The 24,233-nt window shown below is 70.8% G+C and carries 22 protein-coding genes; 9 read left to right on the top strand and 13 right to left on the bottom strand.

Going from position 1 to position 24,233, the window contains the following annotated elements:
- Nucleotides 1–12 precede the first annotated feature (12 nt).
- Entirely contained in the window at nucleotides 13–435 is a 423-nt protein-coding gene (gene pcaC / locus AB0K21_RS07360; RefSeq protein ID WP_364148603.1) for a 4-carboxymuconolactone decarboxylase, read from the top strand.
- Complete coding sequence (locus AB0K21_RS07355; protein ID WP_364148600.1) at nucleotides 419–1,240, top strand: IclR family transcriptional regulator C-terminal domain-containing protein; 822 nt, start codon at nucleotides 419–421, stop codon at nucleotides 1,238–1,240. Before pcaC ends, AB0K21_RS07355 begins: the two co-directional genes overlap by 17 nt.
- 17 nt (nucleotides 1,241–1,257) lie before the next feature.
- On the opposite strand, the gene AB0K21_RS07350 is transcribed toward AB0K21_RS07355, so the two are convergent.
- The gene (locus tag AB0K21_RS07350) at nucleotides 1,258–1,668 is read right to left on the bottom strand and encodes a helix-turn-helix domain-containing protein (protein WP_343962977.1); all 411 of its coding nucleotides are present in this window, start codon (nucleotides 1,666–1,668) and stop codon (nucleotides 1,258–1,260) included.
- 91 nt (nucleotides 1,669–1,759) lie between these two features.
- Between AB0K21_RS07350 and AB0K21_RS07345 the strand changes: the two genes are divergently transcribed.
- The 3 genes from AB0K21_RS07345 (at nucleotide 1,760) to AB0K21_RS07335 (ending at nucleotide 4,975) form a co-directional block, all read left to right on the top strand.
- Nucleotides 1,760–2,617 carry an SDR family oxidoreductase gene (locus tag AB0K21_RS07345; RefSeq protein ID WP_343962978.1) on the top strand — a complete coding sequence of 286 codons (858 nt, stop codon included), beginning with the start codon at nucleotides 1,760–1,762 and terminating at the stop codon, nucleotides 2,615–2,617.
- A 224-nt stretch (nucleotides 2,618–2,841) separates the two neighbouring features.
- Nucleotides 2,842–3,945: a hypothetical protein gene (locus AB0K21_RS07340; protein ID WP_343962979.1), complete on the top strand. Its 1,104-nt coding sequence runs from the start codon at nucleotides 2,842–2,844 to the stop codon at nucleotides 3,943–3,945.
- A 70-nt stretch (nucleotides 3,946–4,015) separates the two neighbouring features.
- Nucleotides 4,016–4,975, top strand: a complete 960-nt coding sequence (locus AB0K21_RS07335) for a LacI family DNA-binding transcriptional regulator (RefSeq protein ID WP_343963053.1) — start codon at nucleotides 4,016–4,018, stop codon at nucleotides 4,973–4,975.
- Here AB0K21_RS07335 and AB0K21_RS07330 read toward each other — a convergent pair.
- Together AB0K21_RS07330 and AB0K21_RS07325 are read right to left on the bottom strand one after the other, a co-directional pair.
- Complete coding sequence (locus AB0K21_RS07330) at nucleotides 4,972–5,808, bottom strand: pentapeptide repeat-containing protein (RefSeq protein ID WP_343962980.1); 837 nt, start codon at nucleotides 5,806–5,808, stop codon at nucleotides 4,972–4,974. The genes AB0K21_RS07335 and AB0K21_RS07330 overlap by 4 nt on opposite strands.
- 66 nt (nucleotides 5,809–5,874) lie before the next feature.
- Complete coding sequence (locus tag AB0K21_RS07325) at nucleotides 5,875–7,149, bottom strand: MFS transporter (RefSeq protein ID WP_343962981.1); 1,275 nt, start codon at nucleotides 7,147–7,149, stop codon at nucleotides 5,875–5,877.
- A gap of 67 nt (nucleotides 7,150–7,216) precedes the next feature.
- On the opposite strand from AB0K21_RS07325, the gene AB0K21_RS07320 reads away from it, so the two are divergent.
- A complete protein-coding gene (locus AB0K21_RS07320) occupies nucleotides 7,217–8,212 on the top strand; it encodes an ArsR family transcriptional regulator (protein WP_364148594.1) in 996 nt (331 codons plus the stop codon).
- A 101-nt stretch (nucleotides 8,213–8,313) separates the two neighbouring features.
- Here the strand turns inward: AB0K21_RS07320 and AB0K21_RS07315 are convergent, their stop codons facing one another.
- Together AB0K21_RS07315 and AB0K21_RS07310 are read right to left on the bottom strand one after the other, a co-directional pair.
- The gene (locus AB0K21_RS07315) at nucleotides 8,314–9,072 is read right to left on the bottom strand and encodes a hypothetical protein (protein ID WP_364148591.1); all 759 of its coding nucleotides are present in this window, start codon (nucleotides 9,070–9,072) and stop codon (nucleotides 8,314–8,316) included.
- 61 nt (nucleotides 9,073–9,133) lie between these two features.
- Entirely contained in the window at nucleotides 9,134–9,787 is a 654-nt protein-coding gene (locus AB0K21_RS07310) for a methyltransferase domain-containing protein (protein ID WP_343962984.1), read from the bottom strand.
- On the opposite strand from AB0K21_RS07310, the gene AB0K21_RS07305 reads away from it, so the two are divergent.
- The gene (locus AB0K21_RS07305) at nucleotides 9,786–10,523 is read left to right on the top strand and encodes a TetR/AcrR family transcriptional regulator (RefSeq protein WP_364148587.1); all 738 of its coding nucleotides are present in this window, start codon (nucleotides 9,786–9,788) and stop codon (nucleotides 10,521–10,523) included. The genes AB0K21_RS07310 and AB0K21_RS07305 overlap by 2 nt on opposite strands.
- On the opposite strand, the gene AB0K21_RS07300 is transcribed toward AB0K21_RS07305, so the two are convergent.
- The 6 genes from AB0K21_RS07300 to AB0K21_RS07275 form a co-directional block, all read right to left on the bottom strand.
- The gene (locus AB0K21_RS07300) at nucleotides 10,492–11,367 is read right to left on the bottom strand and encodes an MOSC N-terminal beta barrel domain-containing protein (RefSeq protein WP_364148584.1); all 876 of its coding nucleotides are present in this window, start codon (nucleotides 11,365–11,367) and stop codon (nucleotides 10,492–10,494) included. The two genes, AB0K21_RS07305 and AB0K21_RS07300, sit on opposite strands and share 32 nt — an antisense overlap.
- Before the next feature lie 74 nt (nucleotides 11,368–11,441).
- Nucleotides 11,442–12,374, bottom strand: a complete 933-nt coding sequence (locus tag AB0K21_RS07295; RefSeq protein WP_364148582.1) for a carbohydrate ABC transporter permease — start codon at nucleotides 12,372–12,374, stop codon at nucleotides 11,442–11,444.
- Between the two features lie 79 nt (nucleotides 12,375–12,453).
- Nucleotides 12,454–13,341: a sugar ABC transporter permease gene (locus tag AB0K21_RS07290; protein WP_343962989.1), complete on the bottom strand. Its 888-nt coding sequence runs from the start codon at nucleotides 13,339–13,341 to the stop codon at nucleotides 12,454–12,456.
- A 63-nt stretch (nucleotides 13,342–13,404) separates the two neighbouring features.
- Nucleotides 13,405–14,697, bottom strand: coding sequence for an ABC transporter substrate-binding protein (locus AB0K21_RS07285; RefSeq protein ID WP_343962990.1), 1,293 nt, complete (start codon nucleotides 14,695–14,697; stop codon nucleotides 13,405–13,407).
- A gap of 255 nt (nucleotides 14,698–14,952) precedes the next feature.
- Nucleotides 14,953–15,729 carry an AMP-binding protein gene (locus AB0K21_RS07280; RefSeq protein ID WP_343962991.1) on the bottom strand — a complete coding sequence of 259 codons (777 nt, stop codon included), beginning with the start codon at nucleotides 15,727–15,729 and terminating at the stop codon, nucleotides 14,953–14,955.
- Between the two features lie 761 nt (nucleotides 15,730–16,490).
- On the bottom strand, nucleotides 16,491–18,884 hold the full coding sequence (locus AB0K21_RS07275) for a tetratricopeptide repeat protein (RefSeq protein ID WP_343962992.1): 2,394 nt from the start codon (nucleotides 18,882–18,884) through the stop codon (nucleotides 16,491–16,493).
- A 320-nt stretch (nucleotides 18,885–19,204) separates the two neighbouring features.
- Between AB0K21_RS07275 and AB0K21_RS07270 the strand changes: the two genes are divergently transcribed.
- Nucleotides 19,205–21,082, top strand: coding sequence for an ABC transporter ATP-binding protein (locus AB0K21_RS07270; RefSeq protein ID WP_343962993.1), 1,878 nt, complete (start codon nucleotides 19,205–19,207; stop codon nucleotides 21,080–21,082).
- Nucleotides 21,083–21,133: 51 nt separating this feature from the next.
- Here the strand turns inward: AB0K21_RS07270 and AB0K21_RS07265 are convergent, their stop codons facing one another.
- Nucleotides 21,134–22,600, bottom strand: a complete 1,467-nt coding sequence (locus AB0K21_RS07265; RefSeq protein WP_343962994.1) for a penicillin-binding protein 2 — start codon at nucleotides 22,598–22,600, stop codon at nucleotides 21,134–21,136.
- 177 nt (nucleotides 22,601–22,777) lie between these two features.
- On the bottom strand, nucleotides 22,778–23,140 hold the full coding sequence (locus AB0K21_RS07260) for a MerR family transcriptional regulator (protein ID WP_364148575.1): 363 nt from the start codon (nucleotides 23,138–23,140) through the stop codon (nucleotides 22,778–22,780).
- Between the two features lie 103 nt (nucleotides 23,141–23,243).
- Here AB0K21_RS07260 and AB0K21_RS07255 point away from each other — a divergent pair, with 103 nt between their 5' ends.
- The gene (locus AB0K21_RS07255) at nucleotides 23,244–24,182 is read left to right on the top strand and encodes an aldo/keto reductase (RefSeq protein ID WP_343962996.1); all 939 of its coding nucleotides are present in this window, start codon (nucleotides 23,244–23,246) and stop codon (nucleotides 24,180–24,182) included.
- Nucleotides 24,183–24,233 lie beyond the last annotated feature (51 nt).

The raw sequence follows: 24,233 nt of genomic DNA, 5'->3' as shown, positions 1-24,233 counted from the left end.
GGAACCAGGGACATGAGCGCGGGAGAGAGCAGGGAGATGAGCGGCTGGGAGGCCGGGGACGCGACACGCCGGGCCGTACTCGGTGACGAGCACGTGGACCGCGCCACCGCGAGCGCCACCCCGTTCACCGCCGACTTCCAGGAGTTCATCACCAGGTACGCCTGGGGCGAGATCTGGAACCGCCCCGGCCTGGACCGGCGCACCCGCAGCTGCATCACCCTCGCCATGCTGGCCACGCTCGGGCAGGAGCACGAGCTGGCCATGCACGTGCGGGCCGCACTCCGCGTCGGTCTCACCGAGGAGGAGATCAAGGAGGTGCTGCTGCAGACCGCGATCTACGCGGGCGTACCCGCCGCGAACCGGGCGTTCGCGGTGGCGCGGGCGGCACTAGAGTTCGATCGGAACGAGGAGGACGGCGATGATCGAACCGGTTGACCGCGGCTCCGGCCACGTGCAGTCGCTGGCGCGCGGGCTCTCGGTGATCAAGGCGTTCAGCGCGACGAGTCCCGAGCTGACGCTCAGCGAGGTCGCCCGCGCGACCGGCCTGACCAGGGCGGCGGCCCGGCGGTTCCTGCTGACGCTCGTCGACCTCGGCTACGTCAGGACCGACGGGCGGCTGTTCGCGCTCTCCCCCCGCGTCCTGGACCTCGGGTACGCCTACCTGTCCGGCCTCTCCCTGCCCGAGATGGCCGAGCCGCACCTCGAACGGCTGGTCGCCGAGGTGCACGAGTCGGCGTCGGTGGCCGTGCTCGACGGCGAGGACGTCGTCTACGTGGCCCGGGTGGCCACCACCCGGATCATGCGGGTGACCATCAACATCGGCACCCGCTTCCCGGCCCACTGCACCTCGATGGGCCGGGTGCTGCTCGCCTGGCTGCCCCCGGACGAGCTGGACACCTACCTGGAGCACGCCGAACTGCCCAGGTTCACCCAGAGGACCGTCACGACCGCGGGCGCGCTCCGAGCCGAGCTGGAGCGGATTCGCGCCCAGGGCTGGGCGATGGTCGACCAGGAACTGGAAGAGGGGCTGCGCTCGATCGCCGTACCGGTCCGCGACCGCTCCGGCCGGGTGGCCGCCGCGATGAACATCTCCTCCCACGCGAGCCGTACCATCCCCGAGTCCGCCCGCCGTGACCTGCTGCCGCCGCTGCTCGCGGCGGCGGCCCGCGTCGAGGCCGACCTGCACGCGGCCGGGACGGCGGGAGGCGCCACCCGGGCCTCCTGGCGCGAGTCCTCCTGAGCCGTTCCCGCCCGCGGTCACGCCTGGCGGCTGTCGTATGCCTCGCGCGCCGCGCCGATCTCGTCCACCGAGCCTTCGAGTAGATCCGCGAGATCGCGCAGGCGCTCGGCGACGCGGGCGCCGAGCGGGGTCAGGGAGTACTCCACCCGGGCGGGTATCACCGTCAGTACCTCGCGGGTGACCATGCCGTCTCGCTCAAGGGTCTGCAGGGTCTGCGCCAGCATCTTCTCGCTCACGCCCGCCACCCGTCGCCGCAGGGCGTTGAACCGGTAACCGGACTCCCCGAGGGCGAGCAGCGCGAGGATTCCCCACTTGCCGGCCACGTCCTCCAGGGCCGCCCGGGAGGTGCAGCCGCGGGCGAACACGTCGCTGATGAGTTCGTCGGTGGGTTCACCGGCGTCGGGGTCGGGGGCACACGCGTTCGGCATACCCCAAGGGTACATATGTCGTAAAACAACTAGTACTGTGTAAAAGTTAGTACTATCGCTTGGTAACCACAGATGACCTCCAGGAGAGATCATGACCGTCCACGCCGTCACCGGTGCCACCGGCCCCCTCGGCCGTCTCGTCATCGACGCGCTGCTCGCCGGGGGCGTCCCCGCCTCCGACGTCGTCGCCGTCGCCCGCACCCCCGCCAAGGCCGCCGACCTCGCCGCCAGGGGCGTCGTGGTACGCGAGGGCGACTACTCCCGGCCCGAGACGCTGCCCGCCGCGCTGCGGGGCGTCACCAACCTGCTGCTCATCTCGGGCAGCGAGGTCGGCCGGCGGGTGCCCCAGCACACGGCCGTGATCGAGGCCGCCAAGGCCGCCGGAGTCGCGCGCATCGCCTACACCAGCGTCCTGCGCGCCGACACCACCGAACTCTCCCTCGCCGCCGAGCACAGGGCCACCGAGATCGTGCTGCGCGAGTCCGGCGTCCCGTTCACCCTGCTGCGCAACGGCTGGTACACCGAGAACTACACCGGTCAACTCGGCCGGTACCTTGAGCGCGGCGAGATCCTCGGGGCCGCCGGCGACGGGCGGATCGCCGCCGCCACCCGGGCCGACTACGCCGCGGCCGCCGCCGCCGCACTGACCGGCGAGGGCCACCACAACGCCGTCTACGAGTTGGGCGGCACGCCGTTCACGCTGGCGGAACTCGCCGCGACGATCACCGAGGTGACCGGGACGAAGGTCGTGTACCGCGACGTCACGGTCCCCGAGTTGGCGGGCCTCCTCCGGTCCGCCGGCCTCGACGAGGGCACCGCCCACTTCGTCGCCGGCCTGGACGGGGCCATCGCGCGCGGCGACCTCGACACCTCCGGCGACGACCTCAGCCGCCTGATCGGCCGGCCCGGCACACCGCCGGCCGACGCGGTACGGGCCGCCATGTCCTGATCCGGGCGTGGGATCGGATCCCGTTCCGAATCACTCCTCCTCCCCGATCCCGGGTACTGTGATTGCCGGCGTCCGTCCGCGCCCAACCTCCGGCGACCCGCCCCAGCCGGGTCACCCCAGGAGGCAAAGGGAGGTCCACCTCTCGGCCGGGTCGTTGTGTCGTCGATCGTGCGCCCGCCGTACCGGTCGCTGGGGGACCCGCGGACGGGCCGCGGGAGATGACGATGACCAGGCAGTCCGACTTCAAACGGCGGGTGCGCGCCCGCATGGCCAAGACCCGCGAGTCGTACGCGACCGCCCGCAGCCAGATCCTCGCGGAACGGCCGGATGCTCCGCCCCCCGCCTGGATGAGGGCGGCGTTGCACGTGACCAACGGCGATGCCACGGATCTGCCCGGGACCGGGCTCGCCGAGCGCGTGCTGTACTGGCGCGACGTGCTGCACGAAGGGCCGGTGCCCGCGGTGGGGCCGCAGGAGCTTCGCCGGATCAGAGCCGCCTTCCTCCTTCAGGCGAACTGCGACGACAGGGCCGAGGCCGCCGGCATGTTCGCCGAGCGGGACCGCCTCCTGGCCGCCGGTCGCGACGGTGAGTACGTGCTGTGGTTCGAGGCGGACCTGTACGACCAGCTTCAGATCATCCAGATCCTCGCCGGCCTCGCCGACCTTGGGGTGCCGGCGCAGCGCGTCACGTTGATCTGTATCGGCGAGCACGCGGGTATCGCCCGTTTCGGTGGTCTCGGCCAGCTGACGGCCGCGCAGTTGCGCGAACTGCCCGCCACGAACGCGTGCATCCGGTTGACCCCCGCCGCGCTGGAGCTCGCCGCCCATGCCTGGGCCGCCTTCCGCGCGCCGACTCCGGACGGTCTGCGCGCCGTCGCCGATGCCCGCTCCGGCGAGCTCCGGTTTCTGGGCGAGGCGTTCGACCGGCTCAGCCGGGAGTACCCGGCCACCCGCGACGGACTGTCTCTCACCGAGCGGCGGATCCTGGCCGCGGTCGCCGATGGCGCGCCCGACGCCGAGACGGCGTTCGTTCGTGCCGGGGCGCGGGAGACGCGTCCGTACCTCGGAGACACCTGGTGCTTCGCGATGATGGACCGGATGGCGCGCGCGTCCGTCCCGCTGCTCGACGCCGAGCGGGCGGACCGTCCGGTCGGTCGCGGGACCGGCCTGCGCCTGACCGACACCGGAGCACGGGTGCTCGCCGGTGTGGCGGACCACGTGACGCTCAACGGCGTCGACCGGTGGATCGGCGGGGTGCACCTGCACGGGCGTCACGCGCCCTGGCGCTGGGACGACGGGACCGAAACCATCGTCCACGCGACCGGTTGACAACGTTGTCAGTACGCCGCGCATAGGCGATGATCGAGTCGTGACAGAGAGTGTGCGAGGCCGTCCCACCATGAAGGACGTCGCGGAGGCGGCCGGGGTGGCGCTGAAGACCGTCTCCCGGGTCGTCAACGAGGAGCCGGGCGTCAATCCCGCCACGGCCGGACGGGTCACGGCCGCCATCGAGCGGCTCGGCTACCGGCGCAACGAGAGCGCCCGCGTGCTGCGCCGGGGCAGGACCGCGACCATCGGCCTGGTCATCGAGGACGTGGCCGACCCTTTCTACTCGGGGCTCAGCCGCGCGGTCGAGGACGTGGCGCTCCGGCACGGCTCGCTGGTACTCAGCGGCTCCTCGGGGGAGGACGCCCGGCGCGAGCGGGAACTGATCCTCGCCTTCTGCTCGCGCCGGGTCGACGGCCTGGTCATCGTGCCCGCCGGGACCGACCACGACTACCTGCGGCCCGAACTCGACGCGGGCATCGCCGCCGTCTTCGCCGACCGGCCGGGCGGGCTGGACGCCGACACCGTGCTGTGCGACAACGCGGGCGGCGCGCGCGCGGGGGTGAGCCACCTGATCCGGCACGGTCACCGCCGCATCGCCTTCATCGGCGACAGCGCGTCCATCTTCACCGCCGGCGAGCGCCTGCACGGCTACCGCCGCGCCCTTGAGGAGGCGGGCCTGCCCTTCGACCCGTCACTGGTCGCGACCGGCCCGGCCGAGCAGGCGGGTCCCGCGCTGGACCGGATGCTCTCCGATGACGCCCCGCCCACCGCGGTGTTCACCGGCAACGGCCGGATCACCGTGGCCGTGCTGCGTACCGGGCACCGTCCGGCCCTGGTGGGCTTCGACGACTTCGAGCTGGCCGACCTGCTGGTCCCCGGCGTCACCGTGGTGGCCCAGGACCCGGTGCGGCTCGGCAGGACCGCAGCCGAGCTGCTGTTCCGCCGTCTGTCGGGCGACCACGGCACTCCCGAGCGGGTCGAGCTGCCGACCCGGCTCATCCCCCGGGGCTCGGGGGAGCTTCCCGCCTAGGACCAGTGCGCGGGGCGGGTGAGCCCGGCGGGCAGCGTGGTCGCGGTGTCTCCCCTGGCCGCGTTGACCTGGGCCTGGGTGAGGAAGATGCTCCCGGTGAGGTCGGCGCCGCGCAGGTCGGCGTCACGGAGGTCCACCCCGATGAGGTCGGCCGTACGCAGGTCGGCGTTCCGCAGGTCGGCCGCGATGAGGTAGGCCCCGCGCAGGTTGGCCCCGCGCAGATTGGCGCCCTTGAGCCTGGCCCCGATCAGATCTGCTCCCCGGTGGTTCTTCTTGCGGCCGGGCACCTCGGCCCGTACCAGCTCGCTGGCGCGGAGCAGCAGGGCGTTGACACCCTGACGGACCGTCGCCACGTCCGTTTCCACCAGCGCCTCGGCACTGCCACGGGTGAGGCGCTCGGTGTCGTCCAGTGCGCGGCGGAGATCATCGTGGATGGGGCGGGCCTGCGGCAACGCCAGTGCCTCGGTCAGGTACCAGAGCAGCTCGTGGAGCTGCCGCATGACGGGAAACACCTCGAACATCCGCCCGGCGGTGCCCGGAGCCCGCCGCCAGTCCTGCCCGCCGAAGGTGACCTGGGAGACCTGCTGCCCCGCGCCGAAGCAGTCGAAGACCGTGCAGCCGGGAAAGCCCCGCTCGCGGAGGTTCGCGTGGATGCCGCAGCGGAAGTCCGCCCGCAGGTTCACACACGGCTTCCCCGCGGCCTTGTCGACCGCGAAGTCGGCCGAGGCGGCGAAGGGCAGCGCGACACAGCACAGCCCGAAGCAGTTCGCACAGTCGGCCCGCAGGCCGGGGCGGTCTCCGCCCGCCAGAGGGACTTCGTGCTTCTGGGACAACGTAGGTGATCTCCTAGCGCTCGGTGAGATGTTCTCCATTCTCTCCGACCGTACAAGGAGGCCCGGTCAGGAGGGCTCCGGCCGCAGGGAGCGGTGCAGGGCGAGTGAGCAGCAGACGGTCGCGGCCCCCGCCAGGACGATCGCCATGTGCGGGGAGGTCAGTTCGGCGGCCACGCCCACCAGAACCCCGCCGAGCGCCTGTCCGGACATCATTCCCGCCGAGGCCAGGCCGAACGCCTGCCCCCTGACCGGCTCGGGCACCGCCTCCACGAACCACCGCTGCAACCCGAGTTCGTAGGAGGTCGACGCCACCGTGGCGAGCAGCACGAGCAGCGCGGCTCCCCCGAGCCCCGGTTGGAAGGCGAACACCAGCAGCGGCAGGCCCGAGGCCACCGCCATGGGAAACGCCAGCCGTTCCCGGCCGGAGGGCGAGACCAGCCGGCCGACGACGAAGCTCCCCGCCGCCAGGCCCACGGAGGCCGCGGCGAGCGCGTACCCGGCGGTGCTGCCCAGATAGGGGACCAGCATCGCCTCGCCGCCCGCCACGAACGTCACCGGCAGCCACTGCGCGAGAAGCAGGCCGCGTATCCGCGCGTCCGCCAGCAGCACCCGGTTGACCCGCAGGGTCTCCCAGACGGCACCTCTGCCTCTGGCCTGCTCGGTGCGCACCTCCCCGCCTTCCGCCTCACCCGCCGGGAGACCTCCGTCCTCCGTACGCTCACCGGGCGGGCCGGCCTCCGCGCCCCTGGCCGGAAAGTCGGGCAGGCCGAAGCGGAGCACCACGGCGGCCAGCGCGGACAGCGCGGCGGTGGCGGCCAGCGCCCCCGAGGGTCCGGTCGCGGCGAGGATGCCGCCGCCCACGGCCAGCCCGCCGATCTGCGCGCCCGCCGCCGTCACGGTCAGCACGGACCTGCCCAGCACGAACGCGTCACCCGGCAGCAGGTCGGGCAGCAGGGCTATCCGCGCGGCCCCGAAGACCGGTGAGAACAGGCCGGTGACCAGGACCAGGGCGAGCATCGCCCAGACGGACAGCCCGGCGAAGGCGATCAGCAGGCAGGTCACCACCCGCACCAGTTCCCCCGCGATCATCAGCGCGCGCGGCCGGATCCGGTCGGCCAGCGAGAGCAGGAAGGTGGCGCCGACGGCGTAGGGCAGGAACCCCAGCATGTACGCCGCCGCCGACAGCCCGGGCGAGCCGGTCCGCGCGTAGACCAGCGCCGACAGGGCCAGCATCTTGACCTGGTCACCGGCCACCAGAAGGGTGAAACTTCCGAACAGGACACGGAACTCACCGCTCGCGAAGACCTCCGTGTAGGTCGCGCCGCGTTCTTGTGTGGTCATGGGGACGATGCTGGGCGAGCGTTCGGACGGCTGGCTAATCTTTCGGGTATATCCGAAAGGTCGCTCAGTGGTCTATCGCATCGAGGTCACCCCGCACGACATCATGGCCAGCAGGTTCGCCATCTCCCCGCTCATCGTGACCAAGCACGCCCTCTGGGTCCTGTCCGGGGCCAGGGGCTCCGGACAGTGGCGGTCGTGGGCGGACCGGATGCGGGAGCCGTACGAGAGACTGCTGCGCACGCAGCCGGGACTGGCCCCTTTGGTGGCGCTCTTCCGCGAGCGACACTACAACGCCGACTTCCCCGCACCGCCGCCGACCGGAGTGGACACCCCGTTCGAGGCGGAGCTCGCGGTGGTACGGGCCACTCCGGCGGCGCAGGCGCACGACGAGATCGCGAGGAACCTGGAGGGGATGCCGCGTCCCCCCGCGCCCGTCAGGGAGGTGCTGTTCTCCTCCGATGTCGTACGGCTCTTCGCCGAGGCGCTCCAGGCGACGTGGGGTGAGATCGTCTCCCCGGCGTGGCCGCGCTTCCACGCGATCCTGGAGCGGGACGTGATCCAGCGGGCGGGCCGCCTGGCGACCTACGGCTGGGCGGCGGCGCTCGACGACCTCACCCCGCGGATCCGGTGGGATCCCGACGGTGTCATCGAGGTGCTGGCCGGGGACGCGGACGAGACCCACCGGCTCAACGGGCGCGGGCTGCTCTTCGTGCCGACCGTTTTCCCCATCAAGATGGGCTCCTACCTGGAGGACGACTGGCCGTACGCGATCAGCTATCCGGCTCGGGGCACCGGCATCCCGCCCGAGAGGGCGGACGGCCTGGCCCACCTGATCGGCAGGACCAGGACCCGCCTGCTGCTGGAGCTCGCGACCCCGGCCACCACCACCCAGCTCGTCACCCAGCTGGGCCTCGGCCTCGGCACCGTGGGCGGCCACATCTCCGCCCTGCGCAAGGCGGGCCTCATCACCGGCAACCGCATCGGCCGCACCATCCTCTACCACCGCACCCCCCTGGGCGACTCCCTGGTCAACCGCTCACCGGCCCTCGACGCCTCTCGGTGAGGCCGTTCAGCGACATCCCGATCAGTCGGGAAGGTCGGGACGGCTGACGGGCGTTCGGGAATCGTTCATGGAGGTCGGGTGAGGGATGCCGCCTGTGCTGGTCAATGTCCTTGGTGGCCTGCGGCGCGTAGGCGGGTGGCGATGCCGTCCAGGCCGCAGGGGTCGGCCCAGCGGGAGGCCGGGTTGATCTCCTCCATGCCGCCGATGACCGTCAGGCCCCGGCCGAGGAGCACGCCCTGCGGGTGGGCCGAGTAGATCGGCGTTCCGGCCGGGAGCGCGGCGCGGTCCTTGATGACGGTTCCCTCGCGGACGTCCGGATAGACGAACAGCATGACCCGGCTACCCCGGGGCACCGCCCGCCGGAAGTCGGCCACCGAGTTGACCGGGGTCTGGTTCCTCCATATACCGCCCTGGAAGAACTTCACGTGGACCAGACGGGCGGCCGGCCCCTTGAACCGCTCGGTCACCCGCACCGGCATCAGCAAGTAGTGCGTGCGGTCACCGGGGATCCCCTCCTCGACGATCTGTCCCGGCAGGAAGTCCTCGACGGTGCCCGCGACGACCAGCGGGGTCTTCTCCGCGAGTTCCTCCGGGGAGTTGAGCGGGTCGTAGTCGAAGGCCGTCTGCCGGAGCAGCCTGACATTCAGCTTCCTGGTGGGCGCCGGAGCACACGCGGATTCGGGTGTCGGGTCCGTCGAGGCCGGGGACGGCGGTGGAGTCGCCGAGGCTTTGAGGACCTCCGGCGCCTCCCGCGCGGAGGGTGCGGACGCCGTTGCCGGGATATCCGGGGTTCGGGCCATGGTCGCGGGGGCGCCGCAGGCGGTCAGCGCGCCAAGAAGCAGCAGGACCGGCAGTCTCATGATCGTGAGACGTTGCCGGGATCCATTCGGTTCAGCCGTTCAGGGGCTCGCATCGGAGTCTTCAAGAGGACGGGCGAACGGCTTCGACGTAGTACAGCAGCGGCTTCACCCTGCCGGTGGCCCTGACCTGAAAACCGGCGCCGGGCACCAGTTCGGCGAGCAGCTCCGGCATGCCGGGCCGCATGGCCGGCCCGACCAGGACGCCGACGAGGTGGGCGGCGACGGGGTTGGCCGGCGGGTGGAACTCGGCGATCAGCAACCGACCGCCAGGCCGCAGGACCCGGAACATCTCCTGGATGGCAGTGCCCCGGGCGGAGGAGGGCATGTGGTGGATCGCGACGGTTGACACCAGGACATCGAACGAGGCCTCGGGAAAGGGGAGAGCCTGCCCCTCGCCCACCCGGTAGGAGCAGTTGTGAGGTGCGCGCTCGCGGGCATGGTCGAGCATCGATGCCGACGGGTCGATACCGGTCACCTGCCCGGCGGGGCCCGCGATAGGGGCGAGTAGCCGGGTCAGGTAACCCGTGCCGCAGCCGACGTCCAGGATCCGCTCCCCTGGCCGGATGCCCGTCAGCGCGGCCAGGTGGGAGAAGACCCGGCGGCGGCGCCCGGCGAAGCCGATCTCGGCCAGGACCTCGTAGGCGCGCGGGTAGTTGATCACACCGCCCCCGTCGCCGTGCTTCGAATGGTCGTGCAGGGATTTTCCGATACCCATGGTGCTTCCCCTTTTTCCGCATAGGTTGTTTGGTTATGAATGGTCAGTTCATCAACGTGAAGTGGTCAACAATCAGATTCACCAGGCCGTGCTGAACCGAACGGGAGCGGGAAAAGTGTTCGGAGCCCAGGAGCGGGAGAGCACGGACCGGCGGGTGCGACGGACCCGCAGGCTCATCCGGCAGGCACTGGTGGAACTGATTCTGAGCAAGGGCTACGAGGCGGTGACGGTCACCGACATCATCAACCGCGCCGATGTCGGCCGCTCGACCTTCTACGCGCATTTCACCGACAAGCAGGAGGTGCTCTTCAGTAGCCTTGACGAGCTCTCCGAGCTGCTGCGTTTCACTCCCGGATATCGCTCGGAGACCCTGTTCTCATTCAGCCTGCCGATTTTCGAACATCTCCAGGAGCAGCGCCGGCTGGCTCAGGCGCTGCTCGGCCGGCGCGGGAGCATCGCCGTGGGCACGCGCGGAGAACAGATCATGGCCGCCGTCGTCCGCGACGAGCTGCTGGCCGCGCTTCCCGGGAAAGCCACCCCGCCGGCCTCGCTCGACATGATGGTGACCTGCGTCACCGGCGCGTTCATGGCCCTGCTGCGCAGGTGGGCCGACGGCGAGCTGACCGGCACACCCGCCGAGATGGACGCGGCGTTCCGCGCCGTGGTGCTGCCCGGTCTGGAAGCGGTGCTCGCCGCGGCCGCGACTACCGAAGCTCCGGCTCACCCCAGGATGTGACGTTCACCTCGTCGCCCAGAGCCAGCTTGCCGGGGCGTACGACGGAGAGTTTCACCCCGAACGCGACCCCGCCCTCGGGTGCGCGGCGGTAGGTGGCCAGCGTGCGCAGCGGCTCCGGGCCCGCTCTGGTGCCGCTGTCCTGGTCGACCATCGTGACCGCGCATCGGATGGCGAGCTTGGCGTAACCGAGTTCGGTGTCGCCGACGAGCATCCGCCGGGCCCCGTCCTCCCAATGCGGTCGCGTCCCTCCGCCGATCACGACGTTGGGGCGGAACCGGGCCATCGGCAGCGGGACGCCGCCCCCTTCGGTGAGCCGCCGGTTGAGCAGGGCGAGGGTGGCCTCGGAGACGAGATGCACCGGGCTGCTGTCCGCGTAGCCGGACGTGCCGGGTATCCAGCCGTCGGTCACCCGGCGGTGCTCCGGCGGCACCCGCACGAGCCTGCTCGGCGCGCCCAGCACCTCCGACAACCACTCGGCCGCGGCCCGGCCCTGGTCGATCCCCTGGTACGGCGTGCCGAACAGCTCCACCTCGCGCCTGGCGGAGAGCAGGTCCACCTGGACGGTCAGCGCGTCGAAACCCGGCAGCCGGAGCGTGAGCCGATCCCCGTCCGCGCTGACCTCGGGACTGATGGCGGCAAGCCGCGGATCGCGCCGCTGGCTGCGGAACACACCGTTGTCGCCGACCACCATGAAGGTGCGGTCGTGTGCCAGGCCCGCCTCCGTCAGCAGCGTCTCGGTCATCGAGACGCCGGCGCACCCCTTGACGGGATAGCAGACCAGTTCGGTGACAACGGCGGCCGCTCTGCCATCCGGCGACGCACCAGCCCGTGAGACAGAGAGCATGACCTGCACGCTAAAGACCGAATAGCCCACACACCAGCAAAAGAGGCGATATTTAACACAAAATCGTCAAGATATCAGCCCTTCAATGCTCCGGCCATCAGGCCGCGCATGAAGAAGCGGCCAAGGAGGACGTAGATGATCATTGTGGGGATGGAGGCGAGCAGGGCCGCGGCCATCTGCTGGCTGTAGGGGACGGTCTGGGCTCCGGCGATGTTGTTGAGCATGACCGTGGTGGGCCAGCTCTGCGGACCGGTCAGGAAGACGGCGAACAGGAAGTCGTTCCACATCGAGGTGAACTGCCAGATGATCACGACCGCGAAGGCGGGTCCCGAGACGGGCAGCACCACCGACCAGTAGGTCCGCAGCATCCCCGCGCCGTCCACCCTGGACGCCTCGATCAGCTCGTCGGGGATGGTGACGTAGTAGTTGCGGAAGATCAGGGTGCAGATCGGGATGCCGTAGACCACGTGCGCCAGCAGCAGCCCGGGGATCGCGCCGTAGAAGACACCCGGTACCCCGGTGACCGCCAGGGTGACCTCGTTGAGCTTCACCAGCAGTTGCACCAGCGGGATCATGACGCCCTGGTACGGGATGAACATGCCGAACAGGAACAGCGTGAACAGCACATCGGAGCCGGGGAAGCGCCACTTCGACAGCACGTAGCCGTTCATCGAGCCGAGCACCGCCGAGATCAGCGAGCCGGGCACGGCCAGCAGCACGCTGTTCCAGATGCCGGGTGCGAGCTTCTCCCAGGCCACCCGCCACGGCTCGGCCGTCCACACCTCGGGCAGCGCCCAGGCCCGGCCGGGATCGGCCTCGGTCAGCGGCTTGAAGCTGGTGACCAGCAGCACGTAGATCGGGATCAGGAAGACGAGCAGGAAGGCGACCAGCAGCGTCAGCCGTACGCCGCGCGACAGCCGCGCCCGCCGCCTGGCCCGCCCGCCGGCGGCACCGGGGCTCCCACCCCGTACGGGACTGGCGGGGGAACCGGTCACGGTGGTCGTCATGCGCGTCGCTCCCTGCGAAGTGTCCAGGGCGGGCAGGGGACGGCGTCCCTGGGATCCGCGCCCCCTGTAGGGATAGAGGTCATGAGCGCCGCTCCCTGCGGAGGGTCCAGACGAGGTAGGGGATGACGAAGACGCTGACCGCGAGCACGATGTACGACGCGATGGTGGCGCCCTTGGCCGGATCGTGGGAGTCGAAGACCGCGACCCACATGAAGACGGCGGGCACGTCGGTGATGATCTGCTTGCCGGAGACCGCGACGATCAGGTCGAAGACCTTGAGCGAGATGTGGCCGAGGATGATCAGGGCGGAGAGGGTGACCGGGCGGAGCATCGGCAGCACGATGTGCCGGTAGACCTGCCACTCGCCGCACCCGTCGACCCGGGCCGCCTCCCGGAGGTCTTCGGGGACCCCCCGGAACCCCGCCAGGAACAACGCCATCACATATCCCGACATTTGCCATATCGCCGGAATGGCCATGGCGGCCATCCCCCAGTCGGGATCGCGGAACCACTGCCACTGCAGGAACTCCAGCCCGAGGCTGTCGAACAGCCGGTTCAGCCCGACCGCCCGCTCGCCCTGACCGGAGTTCATCAGCCAGCGCCAGACCACCCCGGTCGCCACGAAGGAGATCGCCATCGGGAACAGGTAGACCGCCCGGAAGGTCCCCTCGCCCCTGATCCCCTTCTCCATCAGGAACGCCAGCAGCCAGCCGAGCAGCAGCGCCCCGAACACGAAGACCACGGTGAAGACGACGGCGTGGTTGACCGAGATGCCCCAGCGCTTCTGGTCCCAGAGGGTGAAGAAGTTCTCCAGGCCGACGAAACTCCCCTCGGACACCTCGTCGTGCTTGTCGGTCATCGCCAACTGGAAGTTCCAGCCGAGCATGCCGTAGACGAAGACCGCGATCGCGATGATCGACGGTGTGACCAGCAGCAGCCCCGGCAGCCATCTGCGTACCCGTGTCACGGCCACCCTTTCTGAGAGGTACGGCCCGCACGGGAGCGGGCCGTACCGAAGATCAACCGAAGATCACTGACCGGAGTTCTTGGCGGCCTCGGCCAGCGCCTTCTGCAGCGCGGCCACGTCCTTGTCTCCGTGGAACAGGCCGACCGCCTCGTTGATCGCGACGCGCCAGGCGTCGTTCACCACCACGCCGTGCTGGATGGAGCCGGCGAGCTTGTCGCCGCCCCAGTCCTTCAGCGCGTCCGCGAGGTAGTCGGTGTAGAGGGCGGTGTCGGCGTCCTTGCGTGCCGGGATGGAGCCCTTCTTCGGGTTGAAGGCGTCCTGGCCCTCCTTGCTCGCGGCCACCTTCAGCCAGGCCACCGCCCCGTCGCGGTTCGGCGCGCCCTTGGGCAGGGTGAAGCTGTCGGAGAGCCACATGAACGTGCCGCCGGTGCCCGGCGAGGGCGCCCAGTCGAAGTCGGTCTTGGAGGTCTTGCCCAGGCCACCGTCCGGCGGGTTGTGGAAGTAGCCGTACGCCCAGTCGCCCATGATGTTGAACGCGGCCTCGCCGTCGGCCACCTGCTTGGCCGCGGGCTGCCAGTCGTCGGCCGGGTCACCGGCGTAGGACAGGATCGTCTTGAAGTCGTCGAGCGCCTTGGTCATCGCCGGGCCCGACCAGTCGGAGCCCGCGGTCCAGAGCCGGTTGTAGGCGTCGGTGCCGAGCGAGCCGAGCAGCACGCTCTCCAGCAGGTGGACCATGGTCCACTCCGAGCCGATCGAAAGCGGGATCTTGCCCTTCTGCTTGACCTTCTCCAGCGCGGCGACGAAGTCGGGGATCGTCTTCGGCACCTCGGTGACGCCCGCCTCCTTCAGCACCGCCGGGTTGAACCACATCACGTTGGAGCGGTGGATGTTGACCGGCACCGAGTAGACCTGGCCCTCGACGCTGATCTGGTCGATCAACTGCTGGGGGAAGACGTCCTTCAGCTTGAGCTCGTCGTAGAGGAAGTTGAGCGGTTCGAGCTGCCCGGCCTTGATGTAGCCCTGGAGTTCGGCGCCCGCGTGCCCCTGGAAGGTGTCCGGCGGAGTCTGGGCCTGCAGCTTGGTGGTCAGCAGGGCTCGCGCCTTGTCCCCGGACCCGCCCGCCACGGCCGCGTCGAAGAACTCAAGCCCGGCGTTCTGCTTCTCGAAGATCTCCTTCATGGCCTTCAGGCCGTCGGCCTCGCCGGGTCCCGTCCACCAGGAGAAGACCTCGACCTTCTTCTTCGCGTCGGCCTGCGGGCTCTGCGTGGCACCGTCACCGCCGCCGTCACCACAGGCGGTCAGGGCGAGCAGGCCCGCCACGGTGACCGCGACGGCTGCCATCCACTGTCGTCGCACAGCTCTCCGTCCCTTCGGGGTTTGGGGTGCACAGAATCCCCGAAAATATGACAACGTTGTCAGTACGGCAATCAAGCCACTCCACACCAAGCGCCGTCAAGGTCGCGCGGATAACAGCTCAATATCCCGGGATATGAGCGCCGGACGACACTCTCCGGTGACGGCGAACCGGTCGGCCGCACGGCGGTGCGGAACCGCGGCGCACCGGACGATGGGGACGGGAAAAGGATGGCTGTAAGGACCGGCGGGCGGGGCTCAGACGCGCTGGACCGCGCCGTCGGAGAGCGCGACGACGGTGACGCCGAAGTCATGGATGGTCGCCGCCAGGTCCTCGGACGACAGGCCCGGGGCCACGACGACCAGGGAGCCGCGCATCAACGCCAGCCCGATCAGGGTGGTCAGGGCCAGGCTGCACCTCAGTGGCCAGGTCACCAGGAGGACGTCGGACTTCCCCAGCTCGGTGCCCCTGTCGAGCAGGCTCATCCTCGTGATCAGGTCCTGGTGGGTGAGCACCCCTCCGTCCTCGATCAGCAGGGCGGGCTGCACCGCGGGGTCGAGGAAGGGCAGCGGGACGGGCTCCAGGAGCAACAGGTCGGCGAAGTCGACGGTGTCGCGGGCCTGACCGAACGCGATCACCTGCCGGACCCGCGAGTCCTCCACGGCCCGCAACGAGGCGTCCGCCAGGCGCGGAGTGGTGATGAGCAGCCGTGCCTCCCACTCGGCCAGCAGGTCCGCCATCTCCGCACACCCCGAGGTGATCGGCGCCGCCACCCCTCCGGCCGCGATGACCGTGTGCACCGCCAACGTCTGGGCCACCGCGCTGTCCACGTGGATTCCGGCCACCTGACGCCGCCGTGCCCCCCGCCGCACCAGGCCCGAGGCTCCTCGGGTCACCTCCGCGGCCAGCCTGCGGTAGCCGTACACCAGGCCGGCGCCGAGGTCGATCAGTGCCGGCCGATCACCTCGTCCGTGCGCGTAGCCGAACACCGCCTCGGTGAGTGTGCAGCTGGTGGACGGCGAGGTGGGTCTCATTCCGATGAGGGTAGGGTCGGCCTGTCCACAGGGGCATCGACAGATGTATGTAGATGGCTGTGTATTCGGCCCCTTGACGTCCTCCCATGTCTCGAAAACCGGGGATTCCAGCACCCGACCCGCCGGTCGGGTCCGCCGGTTCGCGATTCACCGACCCGCGCGAACACCGACACACCCCGCCGCGTTCATGGCCGGGGCTGGTCGACGCGGTGCTTCGAGGCGCATCGCCGCGCCGCAAGCCCCCTCTTCAGAAGGGGGTTGTCGACGGAACCCCCCGACCCCGCCGAGTCGCACCCGCACGACAAGCAATGCTTCCTCCCCCAAGACGGGGCGTCCGCCCCAGACGTTCAGCGACCCCTCTGAGCCACGCCCCCCGAAATCAGACCCCTGAGCGGTCCCCCACAACGGAAGGCGGGCTCGAGCCCTGCGCGACTCGAGCCCGCTGCCGCGTGCGGCCCTTGGCTTCGGCCCCCACCCCTCCGAGGGGGCCTCGCCGTCTACCGGGACACGCGACGTCCGCGACGTGCTCGACCGAGACGCCCGGGATGGTGTGGACCTGCCGTTCCGGACCGGAACTGTGGCCGGCACGGTGCGGAAGGCTGGACGTCATCGGTCGAACACCAGGAAAACGTACGGCGAGCGGCGGTCCCGGCACATACTCCGGACTGGGTATCCCGAGATGTATCTTCACACCCGCACATGTGTAGCCCGGGTGTGTAGAGCCCGAGCGGTCGACCCGGTGACCGCTCCCGGCCCGCCTGTCAGGAACGATTCTGCTCGACGACCCAGGTGGCGACCTGAGTGCGCGAGGAGAAGCCGAGCTTGGCCAGGATGTTGGCGACGTGCCTGGCCGCGGTGGCGGGACTGATCACCAGCTCGTCGGCGATGGCCCTGTTGCTCATTCCCCTGGCGATCAGTTCGGCGATCTCCGCCTCCCTGCAGGTGAGCGTGGTCAGCGGGGCGACGACCGGAGGCCTGCCGAGCAGCACCGGCGTCTCGCACGGCTCGTCGAGCTGAAGTGCGTAGCGGACCGCCTGCTCCTGGGACATCTCCTGGCCGTGCGCCCACAGCTGGGCGACCAGCGCGTCACCGAGGCGTACCCGGGCGGGCTGGAGCAGTTCCTCCATCCGTGCCCCGAACCCGGGCGGCAGCACGGCCCCGCTCATCGCGCTCCTGATCGCGGCGGAGGCTCCGGCCAGGCGCACCGCCCTGCGGTCGTCCTCCTCGGCGAGGGCGAGCTGGGCGAGCGTCTCGATCCGGCGGGCCACGCCGAGCCGCTGGCCGGTCCCGATGCAGAGCCGCAGGCTCTCGATCAGCCTGGCCCGCGCGGTGACGAGGTCCCCCTGGGCCAGGGCGATCCGGCCCAGACCTGACAGGCAGGTGATGGACTGCCAGTGAGCGGTGATGTCCTGGAGCATGTCGAGGGCGCGCTCGTAGTGGGCGCGGGCCTCCGCCAGGTCGCCGCGGAGCCAGGCGACCTGGGCCAGACCGATGAGGGCCACCGGCGCGGCCCAGTGATTGTCCAGCTCGTGGGCGATGGCCAGCGCGGCCTCGAAGGAGCGCTGCGACTCCTTCGCCCTGCCCTCCGACAGGGCGAAAGTGCCCTCCATGGAGCGGATGACCGTTTCGTGCCACGGGTCGTCGACGGTGTGCACGGCCTCCAGCGCCTCGTCCAGCAGGGATCTGGCCCGTTCCGGGCGGCGCTGGTAGATCGCCACCCAGGCGAGGATGGCCAGCGCGCCGCTGAGCGGTCCGGGCAGGCCCGTCTCACGGCACAGCTCGACCGCCGCGGTGCAGGCGATCTGCGCGGTGTCCGGATCGCCCTGCCCGAAGGCCACCTGCCCGCGCAGCGCGAGGGCGTCGCCACGCACGTACGGCGCCAGTTCGTCCGGGGCGGTGTCGAGCAGGCGGTCCAGCCACTTGTCGGTCGGGGTGAACCTTCCCCCGGCGATGATCGGCCAGCGGAGCAGCACCAGGAGGCGGAGCGCGCTCTCCGGGTCGCTCGCGGCCTCGACCGACCAGCGCACCGCCGCCCAGACGTTGGCCTGGAGCTCGTCCAGCATGACCAGCATCGGGCAGATCTCGGCCCAGGTGGGCCGGGGCCGCCGGACTATCGTCTGGTGGATCCGGGCGGCGAGCTCGATCATGTGGTCGCGGTGCAGCCGCCGGAACTCGGGTTCCTCGCCGGAGGCTTCGAGCTGCTCCGCGGCGTACTCGCGGATCGTCTCCAGCATGCGGTAGCGCGTCTCGCCCGCGACCTCGGCGTCGGCCAGGACCAGCGACTTGTCGACCAGGTCGCAGAGCACCCCCAGGACGTCCTCGGCCCACAGGGCGTTGCCCGCGCAGACCTGCTCGGCCATGTCGAGCGTCCAGCCGCCGGTGAAGACCGCCAGCCGCCGCAGCAGGATCCGCTCGGGCTCGTTGAGCAGCTGGTAGCTCCAGTCGACCGTCGCCCTGAGCGTCCGCTGCCTGGCCGGGGCCGTTCTGTCGCCCGCCGACAGCAGCCGGAACCGGTCCCGGATCCTGGCGTTGATCTGCTCCACGGTCAGCACCCTGCACAGGGCGGCGGCGAGCTCGATGGCGAGCGGCATCCCGTCGAGCGCCTCGCAGAGCCCGGCGATGTCCGCCGCGTTCTGCTCGGTCATGGCGAAGCCCCGCGAGGCGGCGGTGGCGCGGTCGACGAAGAGTCGCACCGCCTCGCTGGCGCCGGCGTCGTGGCCCTCGCCCCTGGGCAGGCTGAGCGGCGGCACCCGCCACACGGTCTCCCCTGCCACCCGCAGGGGCTCGCGGCTGGTCGTGAGCACGCGAACGTCCGGGCAGACGGTGAGCACGGCGCGGCAGAACCTGGCGGACTCCTCGATGAGCGACTCGCAGTTGTCCATGACCAGCAGCAGCCGCCGTTCGCCGAGCGCGTCGATCAGGGTGTCGGCCAGCGCGCGGGACGGCTCGGCCTTGACCCCGAGCACGGCGGCCACCCGGGGCTCGATCAGGTCGCCCGGCACCGCGTCGGCCAGCTCGACCAGCCAGACACCGCCGGGGAACTCCTCCGCCAGCTGGGTCGCGACCCGGATCGCCAGCCTGCTCTTGCCGATGCCGCCCGCCCCGCAGAGGGTGACCACCCGGGCGACGCCCAGTAGGTCTGCGAGTTCTTCCACGTCGGCTTCACGCCCCACGAAGCCGTTGGGTTCGAGAGGCAGGTTGCCTCCGGTGAGGGAAGCATGTGCGGTTTCCTGGGTCATCGGCTCTTAAAGAGGTCGAGGGTAGAACCGTCACAGAAAGTGTGACATCAATTACCGAACCATGCCCAGTCTTAGGCCATTTCCGCCCCTCGGATCATCCCGTCCCCGGCCGCGGCCGCGCACACCGCCTCCGAGCGGCGACCCGTCGCGGACGGTGACGGTCCGCGCGCGAGGCGACGCCGACCGTAACCGGCCATTCGATGGCCATCGCCGGTGCGGCGGCTCACACTGCTCGCATGGCAGACTCTCCCCCCGATCCGGCCCCCGAGCTCGGCGAGCTCAGCCTCTCCGAGTGGTACGCGCACACCGACAAGATGGCGAAGGTCGGTTTCCTGACCATCGCCCGCAGGCTTCCCGCGCTGGTGTCGCAGGCCGTCAGGCTGGCGTGGCTGGCCAGTCCCCGCGACACCGCCGTCGCGATCACGCTGAACCTGCTCGGCGGAGCTTTCACCGCGTTCGGGCTGCTCGCCACGACCGGGGTGTTGTCGGCGCTGTTCGAGGCGGGCCCGACTCCCGAGCGAGTGCGGGCCGCCCTGCCGAGCCTGATCCTGGTGGGCGTGGCCGCGACCCTGCGTACCCTCACCCAGGCGGGCGCGGGCTGGGCTCAGTCACGGCTGGAGCCCCAGGTCGGCCGGATCGCCGAGGAGCGCCTGTACGGGCTGACCAGCCAGGTCGGCCTGGCGGCCTTCGACGACCCCGACTTCCACGACACGCTCCAGCGGGCCAGGGCACGCGGGGTGTCCATGGCGGACGAGGTGGTGGTCACGGCCATCAACGCGCTGACCGCGATCATCGGCATCGTCGCCGCGGCGGGCGTGCTGGGGGTGCTCCACCCGGTCCTGCTGCCGCTGCTGGTACTGGCGGTGCTGCCCGACGCCTGGGCGGCGGTCCGCTCCGCGCGCATGCGCTACACCACCATGTACGCGCTGATCCCCGCCCGCCGCCGGAAATGGATCATCGCGGAGCTGCTCGCGGAGCGCGAACCCGCCGCCGAGGTGCGCTCGTTCACCATGCGCGGCTTCCTGATGCGGATGTACGACGCGGTGGCCACCGCCGAGCAGACGGTCATGCTCGGCCTGGCCCGGCGGCAGGTGCTCGCGAAGGTCGTCGGCGAGGCGTTGGGCGGGGTCGGCACCGCCGTGGTCTACGTGGCCCTGGGTGTGCTGCTCGCGATGGGCGCGGTCCCGCTGGCGGTGGCGGGCACCGCCGTGCTGGCGATCCGCTCGGGCCAGACCTACCTGGCCAACCTGATGTACGCCACGAACCGCCTCTACGAGGAGGGGCTGTACTTCACCGACTTCCTCGACTTCTGCGCGGAGGCGGAGCGCAGGCTGCCCTCCGGGCGGCCGGCGCGGGCACCGGAGAGCTTCCAGCGGATCACCGCCGAGGACGTCGTCTTCACCTATCCGGGTTCCACCGTGCCCGCGCTCCAGGGACTCACGATAAACATCGACAGGGGCGAGGTGATCGCCCTCGTCGGGGAGAACGGCTCGGGCAAGACCACGCTGGCCAAACTCCTCTCCGGGCTGTACGAACCGGACGGCGGCCGGGTCAGCTGGGACGACGTCGATCTGGCCGAGGTCGATCCCGACGAGCTGCGCCACCGCATCGCGGTCATCGCCCAGGACCACACCCGCTGGCCGCTGACCGCCCGCTACAACATCAGCATGGGCACCGACAAGGGGGAGCCCGCGCTCGTCGCGGCGGCCGAGGTCGCGGGCGCCGACCAGGTGGTCGCCGAGCTGCCGCACGGTTACAGCACCCTGCTCGACCGGCGTTTCAAGGACGGCCAGGAGCTGTCCGGCGGCCAGTGGCAGCGGATCGCGGTGGCCCGCGGCTTCCACCGGGACGCCCCGTTGCTGATCTGCGACGAACCCACCGCGGCCCTGGACGCCCGCGCCGAGCACGCCCTGTTCGAACGTATCCGGCAGCACGCCGACGGTCGCACCGTCCTGCTGATCACCCACCGGCTGGCCAGCGTCCGCTACGCCGACCGGATCTACGTCCTGGACCACGGCAAGGTCGTCGAGCACGGCACCCACGACGAGCTCATGGGCCTCGACGGCCTGTACGCCGACCTCTACGGCCTCCAGGCCAGGGCCTATTCCGTCTAGTCTCCGTGACGGCTTTGGCCATGGGAGCCGCCACCCGCCACCCTCGACGACCTACTCCGCCTGACCGCCCAGAAACTCCGCCATGACGGCTTTGGCTATGGGAGCCGCCACCCGTCCCCCGGATCCGCCCCCCTCGACCAGGACCCCCACGGCGATCCGGGGGGAGACGGCCGGGGCGAAGCCGGTGAAGAGCGCGTGGGCCCTGCCCTTGGCGGTGTTCTCCGCGGTGCCGGTCTTGCCGGCCACCTTCACCCCCCGGATGGCCGCGGCGGAACCGGTGCTCCCCTTCCCGGTGGCGGCGACCATCATCACGGTGAGCCGTTCGGCCTCCTCCGCGCCGAGCACCCGGCGGTACGCCGACGGCTCGGCCTTGTCGATCATCGTGCCGTCGGCGAGACGTACGTCCTTCACGAGGTGGGGGCGCATCAGCGAGCCGTCGTTGGCCACCGCCGCCGCGATCATCGCGATCATGAGCGGGGTGGCCCGGACGTCGAACTGGCCAAGCGCCGACATCGCGGTCTGCGCGTCGTCCAGCACGGGAGGGTAGACGCTCCTGGCCACCGGCATGGGGACCTCCAGATCGTCCGTGTCGAATCCGAACGCCTCGGCCTGCTCGCGCAGCACGTCCTGGCCGAGGTCGACCCCGATCTTCGCGAAGGGGGTGTTGCACGAGAGCTTGAACGCCTGGAGCAGCGGCGGGTTGCCGTTGCCGCAGGTATCGCCGCCGAAGTTGCGCAGGTAGGTGCTGGTGCCGGGGAGGCGCAGGGACGCCGGGGCGCTGACCCGGGTGCCGAGGCCGTACCGCCCGGAGTGCAGGGCCGCCGCGCCGGTGACGACCTTGAAGGTGGACCCCGGCGGGTAGTTCCGCTGGATCGCCCGGTTCAGCAGCGGGTTCGCGGGGTCACCCCGCAGCCGCTTGTCCACCCTGTCCAGCCTGGCCGCGTCGAAGCTCGCGTACAGGTTGGGATCGTACGAGGGCAGCGAGACCATGGCCAGGATCGCGCCGGTGCGTGGGTCGATCGCGACGACGGCGCCGGGCTTTCCGGTGGCGCGCAGCCCGTCGTAGGCGGCCCGCTGGGCGCCGCGGTCGACGGTGAGCCGGAGCGTGGCGCCGCCGCGGGTGCCCCCGACCAGCCCGCGCACCTTCACCCGGGGGTCGCCTCCCGAGAGCAGGGCCTCCTCCGCCTGCTCGATGCCCGCGCCGCCGTGGAGCGAGAAGTGCCCGGTGATCGCCGCGTAGAGCGGGCCGTCTGGATAGAACCGCCGATACCGGTAGGTGGCGCCGCCGGCCTTCCGGCTGGTCGCGATGACCGTGCCGTCGTGGAGCAGGATCTGTCCCCTGGGGCTGTGAAAGCGGGCGATCATCGTCCGCTGGTTGCGCGGGTCCTCGTTGAGCCGCTCGGAGTCCAGCCCTTGGAGGTAGGTCACGTTGGCGAGGAGGGCGAACAGCATCCCGCCGCACATCAGGGCGACGTGCCGCAGCGGAATGTTGATCCGGCGTGCGCGCGGTGCGATCATGACCCCTCCCCGATACCGGTTTAACAGCCGGACCGAAAAGGGCACCTCGACCAGTGGCAAAGCCGCCGTACGGGTTCTAGCCGACCATAAGCCGCGAGAGTCCACGGCCATGGTCACCGGGTTCGACGGCGGGGCCGCAGCGACGACCTCGGCTGGAGCAGCCGGGGAGCCGGCGCGCTAGTCGACCACCGAGTGGTAGTAAGCGATCTTGTTCCGGATCGCCACCTGCCGCTCGCGCAGGTTGTCGACCTGTTCCTGCACCCGCTGGTCGTGGGCTTCGAGCAGCGCGATCCGCTCGCGGACCGTGTGGTCGCCCGCCCTGGTCATCTCCGCGAAGCGGAGCATCTCCGCGATCGGCATCCCGGTGTCGCGCAGGCAGCGGATCATGCCGAGCCAGCCGACGTCCTTCTGGGTGAACCTGCGCTGTCCGGCCGCGTTGCGGTCGATCGACTCAAGCAACCCGATCCGCTCGTAGTAGCGGAGCGTGTCGAGGCTGAAGCCGGTCTCCTCCACCACCTGTCCCGGTGTGTACACACTCACACCGGGCAGCATGCCACCTGGAGCCCACTCCAGGTCAAGCCCAAAAACTTCCCGGCGAAATCATCTTGACCTGGAGTCCACTCCAGCATTCAAGGTCATCTCCATGACACACCTTCCCCTCGCCCTGGGCACCATGTACTTCGGCACCCTCCTCGACGACAGGACCGCCTTCGCGATCCTCGACCGGTTCGTCGAGGCCGGCGGCACCCTGCTGGACACCTCGAACAACTACGCCTTCTGGAAGGAGGGGGCCACCGGCGACGAGAGCGAGCTGGCCCTCGGCCGCTGGCTGGCCGCCCGGGGCAACCGTGACCGGGTGATGCTGAGCACCAAGTGCGGCGCCCGGCCGACCGTCCCCGGCGCCCGGACCCTGGACTCCGCCGAGGGCCTGTCGGCCGCGACGATCGCCGCCGCCGCCGAGGGCAGCCTGCGGCGGCTGGGCACCGACCACGTCGACGTGTACTGGGCCCACGTCGAGGACCGCACCGTCCCTCTGGAGGAGACCCTGGGCGCCTTCGCCGAGCTGGTCGGAGCGGGCAAGGTCGGTGAGATCGGCGCGAGCAACGTGCGGGCCTGGAGCCTGGAGCGCGCCCGCGCCACCTCCCGGGCCACCGGCCGGCCGCTCTACACCCATGTGCAGCTCCGCCACACCTACCTGCACCCCCGGTACGGGACGCGGCTGCCCGAGGCGGGTCACACCCTGGTCGAGGACGACATGCTCGACTACCTGCGCGCCGAGCCCGGTCTGACCCTGTGGGCGTACAACGCGCTCATGGCCGGCTCCTACACCCGCGCGGACCGGCCGATGCAGGACGCCTACGAGCACCCGGGCACCACCCGCGGGCTCGCCGCGCTACGGGAGATCGCGGACGAGCTGGGCGCGACGGTCAACCAGGTGGTGCTGGCCTGGCTGACCGGCGGTGACGTCACGACGGTCCCGCTCGTCGGGGTGAGCTCGGTGGCCCAGCTGGAGGAGGTCCTGGGTGCCCTGGACGTCAAGCTCGACGACGAACACCGCGCCCGCCTGGACGCCGCCCGCTGAAAGGCCGCCGGGATCCCGCCCCCGGTCACGGGGCCCGGGGCCCCTCAAAGG

Origin of the sequence: Streptosporangium sp. NPDC049248 (assembly GCF_040678965.1) — a bacterium.
Lineage (GTDB): Bacteria > Actinomycetota > Actinomycetes > Streptosporangiales > Streptosporangiaceae > Streptosporangium > Streptosporangium fukuiense.
This window is presented reverse-complemented; position numbering and strand designations above follow the sequence as displayed.

Bases quoted from the DNA above. Each gene is read 5' to 3' on its own strand.
- AB0K21_RS07265 (WP_343962994.1), bottom strand. From the start codon at position 22,600: ATGATCGCACCGCGCGCACGCCGGATCAACATTCCGCTGCGGCACGTC.
- AB0K21_RS07350 (WP_343962977.1), bottom strand. From the start codon at position 1,668: ATGCCGAACGCGTGTGCCCCCGACCCCGACGCCGGTGAACCCACCGAC.
- AB0K21_RS07280 (WP_343962991.1), bottom strand. From the start codon at position 15,729: ATGAGACCCACCTCGCCGTCCACCAGCTGCACACTCACCGAGGCGGTG.
- AB0K21_RS07310 (WP_343962984.1), bottom strand. From the start codon at position 9,787: ATGGGTATCGGAAAATCCCTGCACGACCATTCGAAGCACGGCGACGGG.
- AB0K21_RS07315 (WP_364148591.1), bottom strand. From the start codon at position 9,072: ATGAGACTGCCGGTCCTGCTGCTTCTTGGCGCGCTGACCGCCTGCGGC.
- AB0K21_RS07355 (WP_364148600.1), top strand. From the start codon at position 419: ATGATCGAACCGGTTGACCGCGGCTCCGGCCACGTGCAGTCGCTGGCG.
- AB0K21_RS07270 (WP_343962993.1), top strand. From the start codon at position 19,205: ATGGCAGACTCTCCCCCCGATCCGGCCCCCGAGCTCGGCGAGCTCAGC.
- AB0K21_RS07345 (WP_343962978.1), top strand. From the start codon at position 1,760: ATGACCGTCCACGCCGTCACCGGTGCCACCGGCCCCCTCGGCCGTCTC.
- AB0K21_RS07325 (WP_343962981.1), bottom strand. From the start codon at position 7,149: ATGACCACACAAGAACGCGGCGCGACCTACACGGAGGTCTTCGCGAGC.
- AB0K21_RS07340 (WP_343962979.1), top strand. From the start codon at position 2,842: ATGACCAGGCAGTCCGACTTCAAACGGCGGGTGCGCGCCCGCATGGCC.
- AB0K21_RS07255 (WP_343962996.1), top strand. From the start codon at position 23,244: ATGACACACCTTCCCCTCGCCCTGGGCACCATGTACTTCGGCACCCTC.
- pcaC (WP_364148603.1), top strand. From the start codon at position 13: ATGAGCGCGGGAGAGAGCAGGGAGATGAGCGGCTGGGAGGCCGGGGAC.
- AB0K21_RS07335 (WP_343963053.1), top strand. From the start codon at position 4,016: ATGAAGGACGTCGCGGAGGCGGCCGGGGTGGCGCTGAAGACCGTCTCC.
- AB0K21_RS07295 (WP_364148582.1), bottom strand. From the start codon at position 12,374: ATGACGACCACCGTGACCGGTTCCCCCGCCAGTCCCGTACGGGGTGGG.
- AB0K21_RS07300 (WP_364148584.1), bottom strand. From the start codon at position 11,367: ATGCTCTCTGTCTCACGGGCTGGTGCGTCGCCGGATGGCAGAGCGGCC.
- AB0K21_RS07305 (WP_364148587.1), top strand. From the start codon at position 9,786: ATGGTGCTTCCCCTTTTTCCGCATAGGTTGTTTGGTTATGAATGGTCA.